Here is an 18,210-nt window from a genome sequence, read left to right as displayed (position 1 = left end):
GATGTCGTGGAAGTGCAGACCCGTGGTCGGTTCATCCAAGATATAGAGGGTCTTGCCAGTGTCGCGCTTGGAGAGCTCCCGCGCCAGTTTGACCCGTTGCGCCTCGCCCCCCGACAAGGTGGTCGCCGACTGGCCGAGACGGATGTAGGAGAGCCCTACGTCCATCAGGGTTTGCAGCTTGCGCGCTACCGCAGGAACCGGGTCGAAGAAGGCACGGGCATCTTCCACCGTCATCTCCAGGATCTCGTTGATGTTCTTGCCCTTGTACTTCACTTCCAGGGTTTCGCGGTTGTAGCGCTTGCCCTTGCAGACATCGCACGGCACATAGACGTCCGGCAGGAAGTGCATCTCCACCTTGATGACCCCATCCCCCTGACAGGCCTCGCAGCGTCCTCCCTTCACGTTGAAGGAGAAGCGACCCGGCTGGTAACCGCGTGAACGCGCCTCCTGCGTGCCGGAGAGCAGCTCGCGGATCGGGGTGAACAGGCCTGTGTAGGTGGCCGGGTTGGAGCGCGGAGTACGACCGATCGGGCTCTGATCGATATCCACCACCTTGTCCAGCTGATCGAGTCCCTCGATGCTGCGATAAGGCGCCGGGGTCGATTCGGTCGCCTTGTTCAGCTCCCGGTGGGCAATGCGGAACAGGGTGTCGTTGATCAGGGTCGACTTGCCGGAACCGGACACCCCGGTGACGCAGGTCATGACCCCGAGGGGCAAGTCCAGATTGACGCTGCGCAGGTTGTTGCCGCTTGCGCCCTTGAGCTTGAGCCAGCGATCGGTGAGCGGGGTGCGCTGCGCAGGGACGGCGATCTCCTTGCGCCCCGAGAGATAGTCACCGGTCAGGGAGTCCGGGTTATTGATGATCTCCTCCGGCGTGCCTTGCGCGACGATGACGCCGCCGTGCACCCCGGCCCCCGGCCCTATGTCGAGCACATGGTCGGCAAGGCGAATGGCGTCTTCATCGTGCTCGACCACGATCACGGTATTGCCGAGGTCGCGCAGGTGGGTCAGGGTCTTGAGCAGCCGTTCGTTGTCCCGCTGGTGCAGGCCGATGGAGGGCTCATCCAGTACATACATGACCCCCACCAGACCGGCACCTATCTGGCTCGCCAAGCGGATGCGCTGGGCTTCGCCGCCGGAGAGGGTCTCGGCGCTGCGGGACAGGCTCAGATAGTTGAGGCCCACGTTGACCAGAAAGCCGAGCCGCTCGACGATCTCTTTGAGGATCTTGTCGGCTATCTGGGCACGCTGGCCGGTGAGCGCCAGCCCCTCGAAGAAGGCCAGGGCATCGCCGATGGATTGTTCGGCGATGGCGGATAGGTTGCGGTTATCGACGAATACGTGACGCGCCTCCTCCCGCAACCGGCTGCCGCCGCAGCTGGTGCAGGACTTGTTGGCGATGTATTTGGAGAGCTCTTCGCGTACCGAGTTGGATTCAGTTTCCCGGTAGCGGCGCTCCATGTTGTGCAAGATCCCCTCGAAGGGGTGCTTGCGCACCACCACATCACCACGGTCGTTCATGTAGCGGAACTCGATCTCGGTTTTGCCCGAGCCCCGCAGCAATACTTCCTGCACCTTGGCGGGCAGATCCCCCCAAGGGAGCTCCAGATCGAACTGATAGTGCTCGGCGAGGGATTTCAGCATCTGGAAGTAATAGAAGCTGCGCTTGTCCCAGCCACGGATGGCTCCCCCCGCCAGACTCTGGCTCGGATCGTGGATAAGCTTGGCGGGATCGAAGTACTGCTGCACACCCAGGCCGTCGCAGGTGGGGCAGGCACCGGCCGGGTTGTTGAAGGAGAAGATCCTCGGTTCGAGCTCCGACATGGAGTAACCGCACTCGGGGCAGGCGAAGTTCGCCGAGAAGGTCATGGGTTCAACCCCTTCCTCCCCGTCCATGGGCACCACCAGCACGATGCCGCCGGAGAGGGTCAAGGCCGTCTCGAAGGACTCGGCGAGGCGCAGGGCCAGATCCTCGCGCACCTTGAAACGGTCGACCACCACTTCGATGGTGTGCTTCTTGTGCAGCTCCAGGCTGGGGGGATCCGAAAGGTCACACACCTCGCCATCGATGCGGGCACGGATATAACCCTGAGCCGCCAGGTTCTCCAGCAGCTTACTGTGCTCCCCCTTGCGATCACGCACCACGGGCGCCAGCAGCATCAGCTTGCTGCCTTCTGGCTGAGCCAAGACCTGATCCACCATCTGGCTGATGGTCTGGGCGGCGAGCGGTATGGCATGGGTGGGGCAGCGAGGCTCACCCACCCGGGCAAACAGCAGGCGCAGATAGTCATAAATTTCGGTGATGGTGCCGACGGTCGAACGCGGGTTATGAGACGTAGACTTCTGTTCGATGGAGATGGCCGGCGACAAGCCCTCGATATGATCCACATCCGGCTTCTCCATCAGGGAGAGGAACTGGCGGGCATAGGCGGAGAGGGACTCCACATAACGGCGCTGGCCTTCGGCATAGAGGGTATCGAACGCCAAAGAAGACTTGCCGGAGCCAGAGAGGCCGGTGACCACGATCAGCTTGTCGCGGGGCAGAGTCAGATTGATGTTCTTGAGGTTGTGGGTGCGGGCACCCCGGATCACGATTTTTTTCCATCTTGTTGCGCGCTCGATACGGTAACCAGAGCGGGCCAGTATGGCATAGAGACTACTGGATGAATAGACAGTCCAGACGGGAAATCATGGAGATGAGGGGCACTCGAATGTCTGGTCGATCTCGCTCAGCAACAAGGCCCCCTGCCACAGCTGCAGCCGTATTCTTGCCTGATAGGGACAAGCCAGTCCCAGACTCAGTCGTCCCACGCTATGGGGCCGGTTGGCGACCAGTTCGGCCCCCCCGCTCTGGCGCTGATGACTGCGCCCCCCCGCCCCCTGGCTCCAGAGATCCAGGGCAAAGGTAACGGCCCCCGACTGGTCGCTTTGCAGGGTAGGGGCCAGGGAGAGGCCGGTCGGCCCCTGCTGGACATTGAGGCTTATCTTGGGGATCACCTTGGCCTCCTTGGCCTCCTTGGCCGGTTCTGACTCGCCCGCCCACCCCGAGGGAGACAAGCTGAGCCACAGGAGCAGCATCACTAGCCGCCGGTGCAGGGGAGTGGTCTGATGGCATGGACCAGCCAGCCAGTCCCGGGTTCGCACCAATAAAAAAGGGGCCCGCAGGCCCCCGAATGTACAAATCATCAGTTGCCGCCCTGATAAACATAGGCGTGGTTGTTGCTGCCATAGACATCGACCTGAGCCGTGTTGAAGCTCGCAGTCTGTACCACATCGACCAGGTTGCCACCGCCATTCATACCGGCGTTGACATAGACGTCGGCCACATGGTTGTTGCCGGTCTGGCTGACGGTCAGATCGTTGTCGCTACCCAGGTAGGACTCGACAGAGGCATTGTTCAGGTCGCCGGTCTGGGTCACGGTCACGGTAGAGCCGGAGTGGGACGCATCGGCATAGGCCCAGTTGTCGTTGCCGGTCTGGGCCACGGTCAGCTCGTTGTCTGAACCCCAGGTCCAGGCGCCTTTGCCTTGCACATCACGCGCGGCCGCCACCTGGTTGCGATCCCCTTGCTGGTCGATGGCGATCTGGTTGTTGCTGCCCGCTTCCTGCACCGCGTTGGCGTAGTTGTCATCACCGCTCTGATCTATGGTCACCACGCCAGCGGTGCTGCTCGCCAGCTGCTTGACCACGGCCTGGTTGCCGTCACCCATCTGATCGACGCTGGCCTGGTTGCCCGACCCTCTCTGCTCGGTATCGGCACGGTTACCGTCACCCACCTGGATGATGGAGCCCTGCTCACCGACACCGCCCTGATAGGCAGTGGCCAAGTTGTCATCACCCAGCTGATCGATGGTCAATGCATCGTCACGGCCAGTCTGGCTGGTTTCGATCTCGTTGCGGTTGCCAACCTGGGTCAGGGTGGCGCTCTCGTTGGTACCAGCCTGATTGGCGGTCAGGGTGTTGCCCTCACCGGCCGCAGAGCCAGACTGCGCCGTCTTCACATAGCCATCGACACCGCTCTGGGTGACATAAGCCTTGTTATCGAGATCGCGCTGGTCGACCAGGGCCTCGTTGCCGCTGCCCGATTGAGTCACCTTTGCCAGAGTCCCCTCCGGATAGGCGTAACCATAATTATTGGTGGCCTGGGTGACGGTGGCTTTGTTCAGCTGACCGGATTGGGCCACCTGGGCTTCGGCACCATCGGCAATCTGCTGGGAAACGCTGGCTTCGTGGCTGTTGCCAAGCTGGCTGACGTTGGCGATGGCTTTATCGGACCAATAGTTGTTGATGCTGGCATCGTTGTTGTTGCCAACCTGGCTCACGGTGGAGCTGGCACCATCACCGTTATCCTGCATCACGTCGGCACTGTTGTGGTTGCCGACCTGGGCCACGGAGGCGTGGGAGCCTTCGTTGAACACCTGCTGGGTCACGGTCGCGACGTTGAAGTTGCCTGTGCTTGCCACCTGGGCGACGGATCCTGCGGTGCTGGACTCCTGGGTCACCAGGGCATCGTTGCCTGCCCCGACCTGAGCCACACTGGCTTCGGACTGGCTGGTGTTTTTCTGGATGGTCTTCGCTTCGTTGTCGGCACCAATCTGGCTGATACTCGCCTGATTATGGTTGCTGTTATCGATCTGCTCGACGGTGGCCAAGTTGTTGTTACCGGTCTGGGCGACCGTGGCCTGGTTGTTGGCGGAAGCCGCCCAGACGCTGGAAGTAGCCAGTAATACGGCAGAGGCGATGATGGTACGTTTGAACATGATTTCCCTCTCGTGCTTTGGTGTGAGCCGGGGCTCAGTTGGTTTGAACTACTCTCACTTGCTGGTTGGCGCCCGTCTGAATGACGGTGGCCGATAGGCCGGAGCCGTTTTGCTCTATGCTGGCCAAGTTGCCATCACCGAGCTGAACGGCCCGTGCCCTGTTGTCATATCCGCTCTGGCTGATCCAGGCCTGGTTATCCATCCCCTGTTGCCACAGCCAGATCTGGTTGCCGATACCGGCCTGGTAGAGCTCGGCGCTGTTGCCAACTCCGAGCTGGACCGCATCTACCCAGTTGTTGTCGCCGACTTGATCCAGCCGCAGTTGCTGCTGCTGGCCCTGTTGCATCAGGCGGATCTGGTTGTCATTGCCTGACTGGCTGAGCTGCAATTCGTTATCCGAGCCAAGCTGCCAGAGGTGGGCCTGGTTGCCCTCCCCCCGCTGAACCAGCTCAAGCTCGTTGCCCTGACCCAGTTCACTCAGGGAAGCCAGGTCCTGCGCCAATGCGGGCAGGCCTAGCAGACTCATGATCAGCAGGACGGGATTCAGGTATTTCATCTGCGATTACCTTTTTGAAGTGCGGGTCCAGTATCCTCAGCCCTCCGGGCCAGGGCCATCAGGCACACAGCTGATTCGAGGCTGATTCGGATCCAGGGTTTGTCTGGTAGAAAAGGCTGAGGTCAAGCTGAGCCATGCCTCTTTTTTGCAGGTGTCGCGCCAAGGGGTGGAGGGGGATAGACCATGAAAACAGGCCCATGATGGGCCTGTGGAGAAGAGCTGAAAGGGGCAAGCGATAGATAGAAACTAGCGACGCTGCCTCGACTAGAGGATGGGGGCGCTGTCTTGCAGATAACCCTGCAGTATGGGGTTTTCCATGTCCCGCGCATCGGCCAGCTGCCAGAGGTTGTCTCGCACCCCGTTGGCAATGAGCCGGATCACCGCCGATTCGATGGCAGACATGACGCACATCTGCACCGGTTCGTTGGTGCTAAAGCCCGCCTCGGCCTCCAGCAAGCGCTTGTACTCGACGAAACGAAACACTCCGGCCTGCACCTGCTGGGACAAGATGGTCTTGGAGGTGGTGACGCTGTTGAGAATCCGGCCGGAGCGGATATCGACGGCCCTCAGATTGACGGTCACCTGATCGACCCTGTATTCGCCACTCGCCCCTATGCCGAAGTACTTGGCCCCGGCACCGCCGGTACGCACATTGCTGTCATAGGCCACTATGCCCCCTTCGATCAGGATATTGGCCGCCACCAGGGAGGGTAATTGATGCTGATTATTGCCGGGCACATTGGGTTTTTTTTGCGTGGCCCGCACTATCTTGCGCTCGGTCAGCAGGTTCTGCAGCCCTTCCCGCTCCAGAGGCACGAACCACTGGGAGTCCCATAGCGCCGTGCTCAGCATGGCGACCCCACCCTGGGTCACTGCGGTGGAGAAGTTGGAGGCTGGGGCTGGCAGATACTGACCGGTCTGATCGCGAAAATCATAGACGGCGGCCACTATCTTGCCTTTGGGTTTGGGCAGGCTGATCAACTCTTTGTAGGAGATGGATCTCGGCATCAGGGTCGCCTTCTCATCCGCCTCGGGAGAGCCTATATGAGTAGCACACCCCCCCAGAGCAAACAGAATGACGAGCAACGGCAGGGCGGTAAATAACGGTGTCCTTGTCATAACGTCCTCAGTCGGCGATCAGGCCATTCACTTCGATCATGGTGGTTTCATTCGTCGCTCTATCAGTGATGGAGATGGCCAGAGTGCCATCCTCGTCCACTACATTGATCGCGAACTCGTCGGTAACCAGGCTGCCGGTCTGGCTGCCATCCTTGCCGATGTCGGCAAGCAACTGGCTCACCAGTCGGGATTGCAGGCTGGAGGTCAGCCGGTCCAGGGCCGAGGTGCCACTGCTGCCACCGGCAGAGGGATCCTTGTAATCGTTCTGGGCATTGGCCGTACCCAGCAGATGGCTGCTGTTGAGCGGGTTACCGCCAAAGCTGGGGTTGACAGGCCGATAGATAAGCTCGGAAGCAGAGGCGGTCATGCTGACCGTCAGCGCCAGGAGCAGGAGGAGTGAGCGCATATACCATGTCCTTATAGTTCATCGTGTTCCAGATCGAAGGTATCCATGAACAGGTTGGCGACCTTCTGCTGTCGTAAAGCCTCGCTCACCTGAGCCCAGGCCTGCTGCGCGGCAGCCTCTCCTTGACTCCGTACCGGAGAGAGCGCCGTCCTGAACAACACCTTGCGATTGTGGGTGATCCAGATAAGGCTCCCCCAACGCGCAGTGGGCCGCTCGTGTATGGTGATATTCTCCCGCGCATTCGGATCGTCATCCTCCCGCAACCGGCTGAAGTGGTGATAAAAAACCTGGCCGAAACGGGTGAAGGTGCGGTCTATGACCAGGCCACCTATCTCTATCCTGTCGCTCTCCTGCTCGGGTTGCAGTGACTCGATAGGTTCATTTGCAGCGCCTTCGTTGGCCGCCAGGGCCCCAGAAAGCAACCAGAGACAGAGCAGCCAGTGTCTCATCAGTGGGAGCTCGTCATATCGAGGTACTCTTTGGCCCAACTCACGGCCTGCAACCGATTCTTGACGTTCAGCTTCTTGAAGACGTTATAAAGGTGGGATTTGATGGTGTGCTCGCTGACAAACAGGGTGTCGGCTATCTCGGTATTGGAGGCCCCCGTCATCAGATAACGAATGATCTCGCGCTCGCGCACCGTCAACAGATTCTGACTGCGCTGAGCCGGTTCCATCCCCTGCCGGTAGTAGTTGACCAGCTCGCACATCAGATGGCGCGGGATCCAGAACTCCCCCTGCAGCACCTTCTTGATACCGGCCACCAGGCGATCCAGGGGATCCTGCCGAAAGAAGAGACCGCTGGTATTGGGCCACATCAGCAGCAGATCGCGATCCGTGCTGGTCGGCGCATTGAGCAGGACTGTGCGGGCTGATTCGAAGGCGGCTATATCCCGGTTCCAGCCAAACTGCTGGCTCGACTTGAGATAGTCCAGATCGATCAGGAACAGGTTGCAATCCTCGATGGCCAGCAACTGATCCGGATGGCTGATCAGACGTATGGGTTGACCGAGTTGGGCCATCAGATAGGTGGTGAAGGTCGTCGCCTGAACATTGCCTTCGGTCACTAGTACCAACGGAGTCTCTGTCGTCATGGGGCTCTTCCTTGAACAGTGTGCCTATCGGCTTGAATCGTTTTTATGTGCCAATAATGGTCGCAAGAGAGTAACAAGCCCCTGTTTTTGCACAGCATTAAAAAAGTATTAGGCGTCATTCAACCCCGAGTGAAACTGTTTTTTTCTAGACAATACAGAGGACTAGGACACCCCCCCTATTTGGGGGGGGCAAATGAGACATAGATACTCCAACTGTCATCTCTGTCTTTATCCCTCGGATATGGGCAAAATTTGCTGGAACGTGAGCCAGCCCCCACAGCGCCGCTTGCCCGGATCCCGGCACCTGCGTTAGCGTATTCCCCAATACGGAACCCGCGAGCCAAACCCGTTTCAGGGCGCTAAAGATGTGCTATCGACGGCATCAACTGTTACTATGGCGGGCTAATCCGGATGTCGATGACAGGGTCAATACCCCATCGGCAACAAGCCCAGGTTCCGCAGGCAAGATGGTGCCGGGCCTGGGCGGCAGCAATATTTTGAGTAGAACCAGACCAGGTAGCTGGTCGGCATATAAAGGTGGAAGAGAGATTATGGCCAGTCGAGGCATCAACAAAGTCATTCTGATCGGTAACCTGGGGCAAGACCCGGAAGTGCGCTACATGCCGAGCGGCGGTGCCGTGACCAACATCACCCTGGCCACCTCCGAAACCTGGCGCGACAAGCAAACAGGTGAGCAGAAAGAGCGCACCGAATGGCATCGCGTGGTGTTCATGGGCAAACTGGCCGAAGTCGCTGGCGAATACCTGAAGAAGGGTTCCCAGGTCTATGTCGAAGGCAAACTGCAGACCCGCAAATGGCAAGATCAGGGTGGCCAGGAGCGCTATACCACCGAGGTATTGGTAGACAGCTTCAGCGGTGTCATGCAGATGCTGGGGGGTCGTCCACAAGGTGGCGCCGGTCAGGGCATGGGCGGTCAGCAGTCTCAGGGCAATTGGGGCCAGCCTCAACAAGCTGCACCTCAGCAGAACATGCCGCGTCCTTCTGCTCCCCAGCAGAACGCAGCACCGCAACAGAATATGCAGCAGGGTGGCTATAGCCGTCCGCAGCAGCAACCTCAGTCAGCACCGCCGGTTTACAACGAACCGCCGATGGACTTTGACGACGATATTCCCTTCTAGGGCCGGATTTTTTAAAATGTAAAGCACTTTGTAAAGCAAAATGCCCAAAAACCCCGATATTTCGGGGTTTTTTCATTTCAAAACATGTAAAGATTGCTCATTCTGAAAGCTCGGAGTATACATTAGGAATAGGTGTCTAAAAGTGTAAAGGAATGATGCAGTGAAGCTCAGAACCGTCAACATGAAGCAGTACAATGAACGTAAGTATCTAATCGTTGATGAGAGAGGACTCCCCATCCCGAGGCTATGTGAGTTCACACTGACACACCTGTATGGTGCGGAAAAAACACAGGAGAATAATGCAAACCACCTAATCCATATCGAACGATGGGCTGCAATGCTAAAAGTAGATCTAGCGGAAATTGTTGCTGACACAGGGTTTGCTGATACTGGCTTATACCAGAGTTTTCTCAAACACCTTGAGCATCACTCATACGATATCAACGGAGCAAGGCCCCTCCGGCCAGATATTGTTAGTCCTGATTATTTCAATCAACGCCTTGACCTAGTATTGGTTTACTTTCAATTTTTAGCCGATAAAGCAATTTCCAAGCGCCGTAATACAGATCCTCTATTCCATCAAATACCCAAGATGATGGAAAAACTTCAAGTAAAACTAGCCAAGCTGAGAAGACCAAAGACAGCTCAAGGCCGCATCCTTGGATTATCATTAGTCCAACAAGCAACACTGTATGATGTCATGGAAATGCCAAGTTTGCTTGGCTGGAATAAAGCTACTCAGTTACGTAACAAGCTAATTCTTAGGTTACTTTTAGAAACAGGAATTAGGAAAGGTGAGCTGCTATCACTTACAACATCAAACTGCTATACGAGTCAGCTGGTTCATGGTGTTTACCCATTTATCCTGACACAACAGAATGTCGAGCATGACGATCCTCGTGGTAGATCACCTCGCGAGAAAACAGTTGGCCGGATCATACCTATTTCATTTCCTCTAGCGTCACTGATTGATGAATATAAACAGGCCAGAAAATCTCTTGGCGACTCAGCTATGAAGAGTCCTTATCTACTCTTAGCTACAACCAAACCACATAATCCGCTATCAATAGCAGCACTGGATGATGTTTTCTCAAGTATTAAGAATAAGATTTTAGAGTTGTCAGATATCCACCCGCATAAATTAAGACATACCCTCTTTGAAAATCTTGACAGAATGCTCACCAAAATGGGAATTGATGCAGCTCAACAGAAAAAGCTAAAAAATAATGTTGGGGGGTGGACGTATAACTCAGATAGTAGTCTAATATATGAAACTGGTTCAATAATGGAACAATGCAACTTAGTTCTAAACCAACTTCATGCTGAAATGGAATCACATAGAAAACTATCATAATATGATTGCCGAGGTGCTGGCTATGCCGACAAAAAAATTAGATAAAAACGATATTATGTTGGTACAAATAGACCAGCATCCACAATTTGCTTATGACCCATATCCTGTAAGTCAGTCAGGCCAACAGCTGGATTTAACACAAGGTAAAGTAGTTCTGGAACCGGAGAGGGAGACCCTATTCTTTGACAAAATCTCTCCCCAACTAAGAGAGCATGCCCGTGCATGGATTTCTTATGCTTGTCATATCTACTCTAACTATGCTCTTTTCTCACATCAACATTGCTGGCGCTTACTAAACATCCCTGACGATATTGCAGCAGAAGACGTTGCTGAAAAAATCCAAGAAATCTACAGAGAACTTATGAGTTCTGAGCGTAGTGTAAGCACTAAATCTATTTTAAGAATGATGTATAAATGGTGCGTTGAAGAAGGCCACCCATACTTTGACGAAGACTTTTATGATTATTACCTAGATAGTATAAAGTTTGGTACAGACGAAGGTAAAGGTCTTGATGTCATTATGGAGATCCCTGGCCGCGGTCCACTCACGATCAAGGAAGAACGCATCTTCATCTCCACATTAAACTCAGTTTTACCAGAGACGCTCACCACGCATGAGTTACAGGGATTGGTATCACTAAAATGTGCCCAAGTTCTTGGCATGAGAAATATCCAAGTGATGAGGCTGAAGTTCTCTGACTTGCAGATTTCAGACAAGGGTGTATATACACTAAAAGTTTTAAGGGCAAAACAAAGAGGGCAGGCCAATAATAATGTATATAAAATTCGCCCCATAACAAAAACACTTGCAAGACTACTATCATTAATGAAAGCACGTTACGAAGATATACTAGGTACAAAAATTACTGATGATTGGCCTGTTATCTCAGAGTACTATAGTGTTAGAGATGAATTAGTTAAGCAGCAAGTAAAGATAACAAAGATGACATACATCACCAATCTGTTCAGAATGGTTGTTGGATTGGACTTCAAGGTAACAAACCGTAGACTTCGTAAAACCTTCTGCTCACGGTTAATTGCCAAAGGCACTCCTATGTCTGTTGTTGCTGAACTAATGGATCATAGTGATTTACAACAACTAGAAGTTTATTATAGACAATCGCATACTGTTGCTAAAAAACTAGATGATGTACTGCGAAGTGAAGCCATGGATATACTCGATGCATTTGCAGGTAAAGTTGTCACGCCTGATAATGCCTCTAAGCGAGGACAAGGTATTTTCGCGCCATCGAAAAATCTAAATCTTGTTCAAATTGGTAGCTGCGGTAGCGCTACCCCATGCTCTCTGCAACCCCCGCTTTCTTGTTACAACTGCTCTTCTCTAGAGGCTTTTGAAGATGTTGATCATAAGGCAATTGTAGATACGATGGTAGAAGAAGTAAAAACAGCATTTGGTGATGCACACGCCATAAATATTCTTCAACATAAAAACTTTTTAGCTGCTCGCAAGTTTGCTGACATGTTTGACAGGGGTGAACTATGAATACCAGTCTACAATTATTACCATCAATTGGTGTAGATGCTGATAGCAATCTGGCACAATTAGTTCACTTTTACAAAAAAAACACTCCCTTTGCAACATTAGAAGGTTGGGAATGGAATGCCCTTAGCTGGAATGCTAAAGGTATTTGTAAGACTCAGGCTCGTAAAGCTGGATATGATATATTAGTCAATTTCAATCGAGATAACAATCTCGGCAACAAAGTTAAGTCATCACGTGATGACATGAAGCCGTTTCACAATCTGGATTTATCCGATGTAGCTAAATGCCATATTTCAGCATCGCAAATTGAGAGCCCAAAAGATGTAAAGACACTTGATTTTTATATTTTAGTATATCGTTATTTAGATAATGCGATGCTAAAAAGAAAAATTACAGTAAGCGAGCTGACTACTTATGACTTCAAAGTAGCAGAGGCGGAAGCACACGATAGATTAAAAGGTACCACCTTTTACCGTGTTGGTCAGAGACTTGAATCCATTGCGAAATTCATTAACCAGAAGCGACTCTCCATCCAAAAAATTGTATTCAAAAAGTCATCTAAACGCGGAGAAACTCATACCGCTAGTGATACAAGAATCGATTTTGAGTCAACTACCAAACGGCATGAGAAGCTACCTACCCATGAAAGCCTCATCGCAGTAGCAACACTTTCTAACTCGAATCTAGAAGGTGACGATGCACTGTTTCAGGCTATGGTAGAAATCATGTTTGCAACGGGTCTGCGATTTGATGAGGTGATCTGCCTAGATGTCGATTGCTTACAGGTTAGGGAGGTTGAGGAGCAAAACGTCTTCACAGGTGAAATGGACATATTATCCATTAATGAGATCCGCTACCGAGCCAAAAAGGGGGCTGGATATCAAACCAAACCAATAACCGAAAGCCTGTTACCAATCCTAAAGAAAGGTCTGACTAGCGCCCTTGAAATATTAGCACCTGTACGTGACACGATTAAATGCGTTGCTAATGGGAAATACGACTTCTTCCCAATTATCACCGAAGATTGTGAGTTGTTTGTCACTGATATTTGGGAAAGATTAAATTGGTCATCACGTTCAAATCTCACATCCTATCTAAAGAAAAGAAATATCAACCTGACAAATAAACGGAATCCAAATACAGGTGCAATTGCGGGCACATTCCACCCATCAGACTTAAAGGGAAAGGCATTCTCATTAGCACAGGAGTCTATCGATCAGTTATGGAAACAGATTTCAGAGTTAACTGTGGCTGATTCCCTAGATAAACTAATATTTGTTACCCAACATCAGCAACATCATTCTGAGAAGAGAGCTGAGCCCTGGGAATTCACAATGATATCATATACTCAAATATATGACTATATAGCGGGTCGTCCCGACCTGGGTATAAAAAATGTTTTTGAACGCAAAAATCTGTGCTATCAAGGTGAACAGATCCGGCTGACATCACATCAATTCCGTCACTTTCTAGACACTATGCTGGAGCTCTCAGATTCAGTAACCCCTATAGAGATTGCTCGATACTTTGGGCGAAAGTATACTCTAGACAATGTAGCCTATGACCACACTAATCCAGCTAAAAGAGTCATGGATAACGCAGACATACTCTTTGCCGCCTCAAATATAACACCAGAGCAAGCAAAAGAGGCATCCGTGATCTTTACACTGGTTGACCGTGATGAGGTTCTTGAAACGATAGAAGATATTGGTACAACACTCATCACTGCAATTGGCTTATGCAAACATGACTATAGTGACTCTCCATGTGGAAAATACTATGCATGCGTCCGTGGATGCTCTGAGTATTATCGTATAAAAGGAAATCAGGAAGAGGTCATTCATTTACAAAAACTTCAAGCTGAACAAGAAACTCGAATTCAACAGGTTAAAGCAGCAGTTGACGCTGAATATCATGGTTCCAATAACTGGCTACGTTCTCATGAAGAACTATTAAATGGTTGCCGTATAGCCCTCGCCATTGAGCAGGATAATTCAATTTCAGATGGTGAATTAGTGCAAGTTTTCCCTAATGGTAATAATGGGTGCGTTGCAATATGAAAAAAGAACAGAAACAAATTACAGCAGCACTAGAGCAGGACTTCTGCAAACTCATCGTAATCCTAGCTGCCCGCAGTGGGAAGAATAAAGTCACTTGGAAGGAGCTGGAACAGGAGACAGGATTTACTCGGCAAGCATTGTCAAAAAAAGAAGCTATCGTTAAGGCTTATAAAGAAGCCAATCAAAGTAGCAACATATTAGAAGATATCGGCAGGCGTGCAGAAGAAACCCAATCAAAACTTGATAAAATAAAAGAAGAAAATATCAAGTTAAAAAAACTATTAGCTGACTATGATGAGACTTTTGTTCGCTGGTTCGCCAATGCTACAAGTCGAGGTATGTCCATTGAGGAGTTGGAAGCACCGCTCCCACACTCTATGAAGACAAAAGCCAGATTGAAAGATCTAAAAAAATGAAGAAAGCATTCAATATTAGCCATGAACTGGAAGATTTTGAACTTGATAAAATGCATGCCAAGGCGCGTGAAAATCTTGTTAAGGTGGCTAATTTGGTCGGGCCACTTGACCTTGCTGAATGGCAAAACTTCATAGAAAATGGCAGTTTAAATGCAACTGCCATAATAAAAGAAATTGGTATATCTCGCTCTAGCTATTACCAAAATAAGTACATTGTTGCGTACCTTAAAAGTAAGGCTCAATGGCTAGCTGAGCAGAATACCTTGCAGGAGCTTCCCTACCAGGCTAGGGATACTTCAAAAGCACCCGCAAAGCGATACAGCCCGCAAGAAAAGAGCATTCAAGAGAAAGATAAAATGATTCGCCAATTACAGCTACGGGTTGCAGAACTTGAATCTCATTTAGAAGGCTTAAAGCAAGAATATAAATCTCTTCAATCAAATTCACATCGAGAACAGCATCGTATGGAATTGCTAGAAATATTTAAGCGGGTGCCTAGATGAATGACTTCGAGCAAGAGAAGTTTTTTCGCATCACGAGACCACCATATTCATCCAGAAAAGGTCGCTCATTTCATGCTGTGCAGATAGATCCTGACACTCTACGTAATTGCAATTACAAGCGCAATTACATCATTCACATAATTGAAAATAACAGTGATCGCCTGTCACTAATATTAGCGAAGGGTGCATTGGTTAAATTAGCTGTCAAAAAGCAGTATAGTAGACGTGTAGAGCACGGAGGCATTCTCACTGTAATCACCCCTCAATACCTAGATCTAATTAGGCCATCAGGGGAGCAAATCGTAATCATGTTAGGCAGTCACGCCAGATTTAAAGGTGTTGGCCCAGTAAAAGCCCGTACATTATGGTCTACATTTGGTGAGTCCTTATTTGAAATCTTGGACAATGGTGATATTGTAAGCCTGCGTAAGATATTAAGTGAAAACACCGCAAAAAATACTATCGATGCATGGCGTAGCTATATAAATATTGATGCTATGCGTTTCTGCAATGCACATTTGGGATTATCAGTATCCACCTCATTTTTGGTATCAGATTATTATCAACAGGAAACCATAAGTAAGGTAAGCGAAGACCCTTACCGATTATTAGCGTTTGGTGTTGATTTTAATGAATGTGATCGAATCTCAGTGGCTCTAGGATTTCAATTAGATGCTCCTATTAGGCTCGCAGCAGCAGCCGAGGAGGCATTGTACTGTCACCTTTCTAGCGGGAGTACATTAGCAACACGATATGATCTAGACATATGGCTGAAACAGCTCTTACATATCCCCAATAATCAAGAGAAAACAGAGTGCTATGTTAATCAAGCATTCGCACTCGCCACATCGTGTGAAAATATCCTTGATGTTGGTGACAATGAATTACAGAGCGCTGGTGCTTTCACCATGGAAGCATATGTTGCTCAGCGATTGGTGAACCTCATCACAAACCCAAGTAAATTATCCATCGATGAAAAAAGGATAAACTTTTATATCAATCAATACGAAAGTAAAAAGTGTTTTAACTTAAACTCTCTTCAAAAAGAAGCTATCTTGGGGGCTATAAAACATCGTTTTCTAATTATTAATGGTGGTGCAGGTGTAGGCAAAACTACATTATTAGATGCTCTTTATTCCGTGTTTCGTGAGTTAGATATAAGACCAATACAAGTCGCACTTGCAGGCAAAGCAGCAAAAAGGATGGCAGAGGCAACAAATCAAGAGGCTCATACTATCGCAAGATTTATTAGAAACTTCAATGCTAATAGTTATGAAGGTAGACAACTTATTATTGTTGTCGATGAAAGCTCAATGGTGGACTTACCTAGTATGTACCGCCTATTGAGGTGTGTTCCTAACTCTGCACATGTAATTATGTTAGGCGATATTGGGCAACTTCCACCTGTAGATTTCGGTCTTGTTTTCCATGAACTGGTGCCAATACACGACATTCCAAAAATCACATTAACAGAGGTTCGTCGGCAAGATAAACTCTCAAACATTCCTGCTATTTCAGCCTCTATCCGTAATGGTGTTCTTCCAACATTTAGCTACGATGATGTCGTCCATATTGATATCAATGGAGCCAATGCAATTCAAAAGAGAGCAGTCTCAATATATTTAGAAAAACCTGATGAAACACAAATAATTTGCGCTACAACTAAAATGGTCAATGATATCAATAAACGCTGCGTAGCATTGAATAACAGTAAACCATTAAAGGTATTTATAGAAGAAGCAAATCACTATTTAGATACTGAGTTTAAACTACATGACAAAGTAATATGTTGCTCCAACCTTTATGATCATGACCTGATGAATGGTTCCATAGGAACCATTTGCCAAGTTTACAACGTAATGAAAATACTAAAGAATGATAACAATCATGAGCCTTTGTCTAGCTTTGGCAAGATCCTGTGGGATGACGGCATAGAGCGAGAGATCTCGTTGGATATAATCAATGCCCTTCGCCACGCTTATGCTATGACGATTCACAAGAGTCAGGGTTCACAGTTTAAGCAAGTCATCATTGTTCTGGATAAGGCCCCAAATATTGATCGAACAATGTGTTATACCGCGATTACACGAGCTGTAGAAAAGGTCTACTTGGTCGGGCCTTTGAATATTCTGAGCCAAGCACTAACACATGAGTCAGCGAGTAAACGAAATGTTGATCTTGGACATAAGGTTAAAGCGTTGCTAATACAAGCAATGGCTGATTCTCCTTTAGCTGCTGATAGATAACGGCTTGAAATTACTAGCCCTTTGACTCTGAGACACGTCTATCGATTCTGGCCGTTCATCAAGAGGCGCTTCTGAACGCAATCAACCCCCTCAAAAGCCTCTCCACGGCCTCCAGCCTGCCCCGCAAATCGCGTTTCTCTGCAACGGTATTGCTGATGGCACTTTCAATCGCTGGATCCAATATGGAGAAGTCCACTCTTAATTGCTGGTACTCAGCGAGCATTGAATCACATTCCTGCAACCCCTTACGGTAGTGCTGTGCTCTCGCGATCAGTCCTTCCAGGACGGATTCATACGTTTCCGACTTACGCTCCTTACCCGATTCCGTTACAAGCGCACAAGGCCCAATAAATTCCTCTTTGAAATGCACTTCATCGAACTTGGGAGTCCTGATGAAATGAGAACAGCGCTTCCCATCATCAACATGCTTCCTTTTTAGAAGTCCCTTATTTACGAGCTTGATCAGATGCCGATAAATGAAGGTATAACGATAACGCCGCTGACGTATCTGCGATTCTGCTTTGTCACCAAAAATGGCATTTACAAATCCTATCGCAGTGAAGTCATCCATCTGCCATCGAATGAGTGCGGTGTAGAGCGCGGTTGGTAACCACACGGTCTGGGAGCTCATAAGTAATCCTGGGCCTCGAACGAAAACACTTAGTGGAAATCTAAACTCGTTTGCGGATTATAATCCGTGGTCGTTAGCCAGACAACCAGAGATAGTGCTCGCCAGCGAGAGGCGAGACATGCAAGAGCTAGCAAAAAAATTTGGTGATGCTGTACGTGATAGACGGCTTCAATTGGGCGTATCGCAAGATGCACTCGCATATGCGGCCGAAATTGATAGAAGCTACGTAGGACGAATTGAGCGTGGTGAGGTCAATGTCACCCTGGAAAAGGCTTATCGTCTTGCCAGGGTTATGGGGTGTGACATTCGCGATCTGCTGCCATAGATATATTTGCCAAATAATTATCTCTTCACCCAGATAAAACTAAATTTCCCTATAATTATTCACAGTGATGGCATAGCGAGTACCATCAGGCATATGAG

General features: G+C 50.1%; 17 protein-coding genes. 8 read left to right on the top strand and 9 right to left on the bottom strand.

Annotated features, from left to right (window positions below):
• The 8 genes from uvrA to G113_RS05950 all read right to left on the bottom strand — a co-directional run.
• Positions 1-2,622 (bottom strand): excinuclease ABC subunit UvrA (gene uvrA, locus G113_RS05985; RefSeq protein WP_040318959.1); only part of this gene is annotated, 2,622 nt, incomplete at its 3' end.
• Between the two features lie 66 nt (positions 2,623-2,688).
• Positions 2,689-3,078 (bottom strand): curli-like amyloid fiber formation chaperone CsgH, encoded by a 390-nt coding sequence (csgH, locus tag G113_RS05980; protein ID WP_005895598.1) that lies wholly within the window; start codon positions 3,076-3,078, stop codon positions 2,689-2,691.
• A 107-nt stretch (positions 3,079-3,185) separates the two neighbouring features.
• Complete coding sequence (locus tag G113_RS05975) at positions 3,186-4,760, bottom strand: curlin associated protein (RefSeq protein WP_005895596.1); 1,575 nt, start codon at positions 4,758-4,760, stop codon at positions 3,186-3,188.
• A gap of 34 nt (positions 4,761-4,794) precedes the next feature.
• Complete coding sequence (locus tag G113_RS05970; RefSeq protein WP_005895593.1) at positions 4,795-5,316, bottom strand: hypothetical protein; 522 nt, start codon at positions 5,314-5,316, stop codon at positions 4,795-4,797.
• A gap of 264 nt (positions 5,317-5,580) precedes the next feature.
• A complete protein-coding gene (locus G113_RS05965; protein ID WP_040318954.1) occupies positions 5,581-6,435 on the bottom strand; it encodes a CsgG/HfaB family protein in 855 nt (284 codons plus the stop codon).
• A 7-nt stretch (positions 6,436-6,442) separates the two neighbouring features.
• Positions 6,443-6,841 (bottom strand): curli assembly protein CsgF, encoded by a 399-nt coding sequence (locus G113_RS05960; protein ID WP_005895586.1) that lies wholly within the window; start codon positions 6,839-6,841, stop codon positions 6,443-6,445.
• Between the two features lie 11 nt (positions 6,842-6,852).
• Positions 6,853-7,290 carry a CsgE family curli-type amyloid fiber assembly protein gene (locus G113_RS05955; RefSeq protein ID WP_005895584.1) on the bottom strand — a complete coding sequence of 146 codons (438 nt, stop codon included), beginning with the start codon at positions 7,288-7,290 and terminating at the stop codon, positions 6,853-6,855.
• Entirely contained in the window at positions 7,290-7,934 is a 645-nt protein-coding gene (locus G113_RS05950; protein WP_005895581.1) for a LuxR C-terminal-related transcriptional regulator, read from the bottom strand. Before G113_RS05950 ends, G113_RS05955 begins: the two co-directional genes overlap by 1 nt.
• Positions 7,935-8,485: 551 nt before the next feature.
• On the opposite strand from G113_RS05950, the gene G113_RS05945 reads away from it, so the two are divergent.
• The 7 genes from G113_RS05945 to G113_RS20445 all read left to right on the top strand — a co-directional run bounded on the left by G113_RS05945 (position 8,486) and on the right by G113_RS20445 (position 17,156).
• Positions 8,486-9,073 carry a single-stranded DNA-binding protein gene (locus G113_RS05945; RefSeq protein ID WP_005895578.1) on the top strand — a complete coding sequence of 196 codons (588 nt, stop codon included), beginning with the start codon at positions 8,486-8,488 and terminating at the stop codon, positions 9,071-9,073.
• A gap of 181 nt (positions 9,074-9,254) precedes the next feature.
• Positions 9,255-10,427: a site-specific integrase gene (locus G113_RS05940; protein ID WP_152435968.1), complete on the top strand. Its 1,173-nt coding sequence runs from the start codon at positions 9,255-9,257 to the stop codon at positions 10,425-10,427.
• Positions 10,393-11,931, top strand: coding sequence for a site-specific integrase (locus G113_RS05935; RefSeq protein ID WP_152435967.1), 1,539 nt, complete (start codon positions 10,393-10,395; stop codon positions 11,929-11,931). Before G113_RS05940 ends, G113_RS05935 begins: the two co-directional genes overlap by 35 nt.
• Positions 11,928-13,991 carry an integrase gene (locus G113_RS05930; RefSeq protein ID WP_040318953.1) on the top strand — a complete coding sequence of 688 codons (2,064 nt, stop codon included), beginning with the start codon at positions 11,928-11,930 and terminating at the stop codon, positions 13,989-13,991. Before G113_RS05935 ends, G113_RS05930 begins: the two co-directional genes overlap by 4 nt.
• The gene (locus G113_RS05925) at positions 13,988-14,407 is read left to right on the top strand and encodes a hypothetical protein (protein ID WP_005895563.1); all 420 of its coding nucleotides are present in this window, start codon (positions 13,988-13,990) and stop codon (positions 14,405-14,407) included. Before G113_RS05930 ends, G113_RS05925 begins: the two co-directional genes overlap by 4 nt.
• Positions 14,404-14,910, top strand: coding sequence for a hypothetical protein (locus tag G113_RS05920; protein WP_005895561.1), 507 nt, complete (start codon positions 14,404-14,406; stop codon positions 14,908-14,910). Before G113_RS05925 ends, G113_RS05920 begins: the two co-directional genes overlap by 4 nt.
• Positions 14,907-17,156, top strand: coding sequence for an AAA family ATPase (locus G113_RS20445; protein ID WP_083940357.1), 2,250 nt, complete (start codon positions 14,907-14,909; stop codon positions 17,154-17,156). The genes G113_RS05920 and G113_RS20445 overlap by 4 nt, the downstream gene beginning before the upstream one ends.
• Positions 17,157-17,214: 58 nt before the next feature.
• Here the strand turns inward: G113_RS20445 and G113_RS05910 are convergent, their stop codons facing one another.
• Positions 17,215-17,787 carry a hypothetical protein gene (locus G113_RS05910; RefSeq protein ID WP_005895555.1) on the bottom strand — a complete coding sequence of 191 codons (573 nt, stop codon included), beginning with the start codon at positions 17,785-17,787 and terminating at the stop codon, positions 17,215-17,217.
• Positions 17,788-17,905: 118 nt separating this feature from the next.
• On the opposite strand from G113_RS05910, the gene G113_RS20440 reads away from it, so the two are divergent.
• The gene (locus G113_RS20440; protein WP_005895552.1) at positions 17,906-18,112 is read left to right on the top strand and encodes a helix-turn-helix domain-containing protein; all 207 of its coding nucleotides are present in this window, start codon (positions 17,906-17,908) and stop codon (positions 18,110-18,112) included.
• Positions 18,113-18,210: the final 98 nt, after the last annotated feature.

This window comes from Aeromonas molluscorum 848, from assembly GCF_000388115.1.
GTDB classification, from domain to species: domain Bacteria; phylum Pseudomonadota; class Gammaproteobacteria; order Enterobacterales; family Aeromonadaceae; genus Aeromonas; species Aeromonas molluscorum.
Note: the sequence above shows the minus strand (reverse complement) of the source record. Positions and strands in the feature narration are given on the sequence as shown.

Bases quoted from the DNA above. Each gene is read 5' to 3' on its own strand.
- csgH (WP_005895598.1), bottom strand. From the start codon at position 3,078: ATGCTGCTCCTGTGGCTCAGCTTGTCTCCCTCGGGGTGGGCGGGCGAG.
- G113_RS05975 (WP_005895596.1), bottom strand. From the start codon at position 4,760: ATGTTCAAACGTACCATCATCGCCTCTGCCGTATTACTGGCTACTTCC.
- G113_RS05970 (WP_005895593.1), bottom strand. From the start codon at position 5,316: ATGAAATACCTGAATCCCGTCCTGCTGATCATGAGTCTGCTAGGCCTG.
- G113_RS05965 (WP_040318954.1), bottom strand. From the start codon at position 6,435: ATGACAAGGACACCGTTATTTACCGCCCTGCCGTTGCTCGTCATTCTG.
- G113_RS05960 (WP_005895586.1), bottom strand. From the start codon at position 6,841: ATGCGCTCACTCCTCCTGCTCCTGGCGCTGACGGTCAGCATGACCGCC.
- G113_RS05955 (WP_005895584.1), bottom strand. From the start codon at position 7,290: ATGAGACACTGGCTGCTCTGTCTCTGGTTGCTTTCTGGGGCCCTGGCG.
- G113_RS05950 (WP_005895581.1), bottom strand. From the start codon at position 7,934: ATGACGACAGAGACTCCGTTGGTACTAGTGACCGAAGGCAATGTTCAG.
- G113_RS05945 (WP_005895578.1), top strand. From the start codon at position 8,486: ATGGCCAGTCGAGGCATCAACAAAGTCATTCTGATCGGTAACCTGGGG.
- G113_RS05940 (WP_152435968.1), top strand. From the start codon at position 9,255: ATGAAGCAGTACAATGAACGTAAGTATCTAATCGTTGATGAGAGAGGA.
- G113_RS05935 (WP_152435967.1), top strand. From the start codon at position 10,393: ATGCTGAAATGGAATCACATAGAAAACTATCATAATATGATTGCCGAG.
- G113_RS05930 (WP_040318953.1), top strand. From the start codon at position 11,928: ATGAATACCAGTCTACAATTATTACCATCAATTGGTGTAGATGCTGAT.
- G113_RS05925 (WP_005895563.1), top strand. From the start codon at position 13,988: ATGAAAAAAGAACAGAAACAAATTACAGCAGCACTAGAGCAGGACTTC.
- G113_RS05920 (WP_005895561.1), top strand. From the start codon at position 14,404: ATGAAGAAAGCATTCAATATTAGCCATGAACTGGAAGATTTTGAACTT.
- G113_RS20445 (WP_083940357.1), top strand. From the start codon at position 14,907: ATGAATGACTTCGAGCAAGAGAAGTTTTTTCGCATCACGAGACCACCA.
- G113_RS05910 (WP_005895555.1), bottom strand. From the start codon at position 17,787: ATGAGCTCCCAGACCGTGTGGTTACCAACCGCGCTCTACACCGCACTC.
- G113_RS20440 (WP_005895552.1), top strand. From the start codon at position 17,906: ATGCAAGAGCTAGCAAAAAAATTTGGTGATGCTGTACGTGATAGACGG.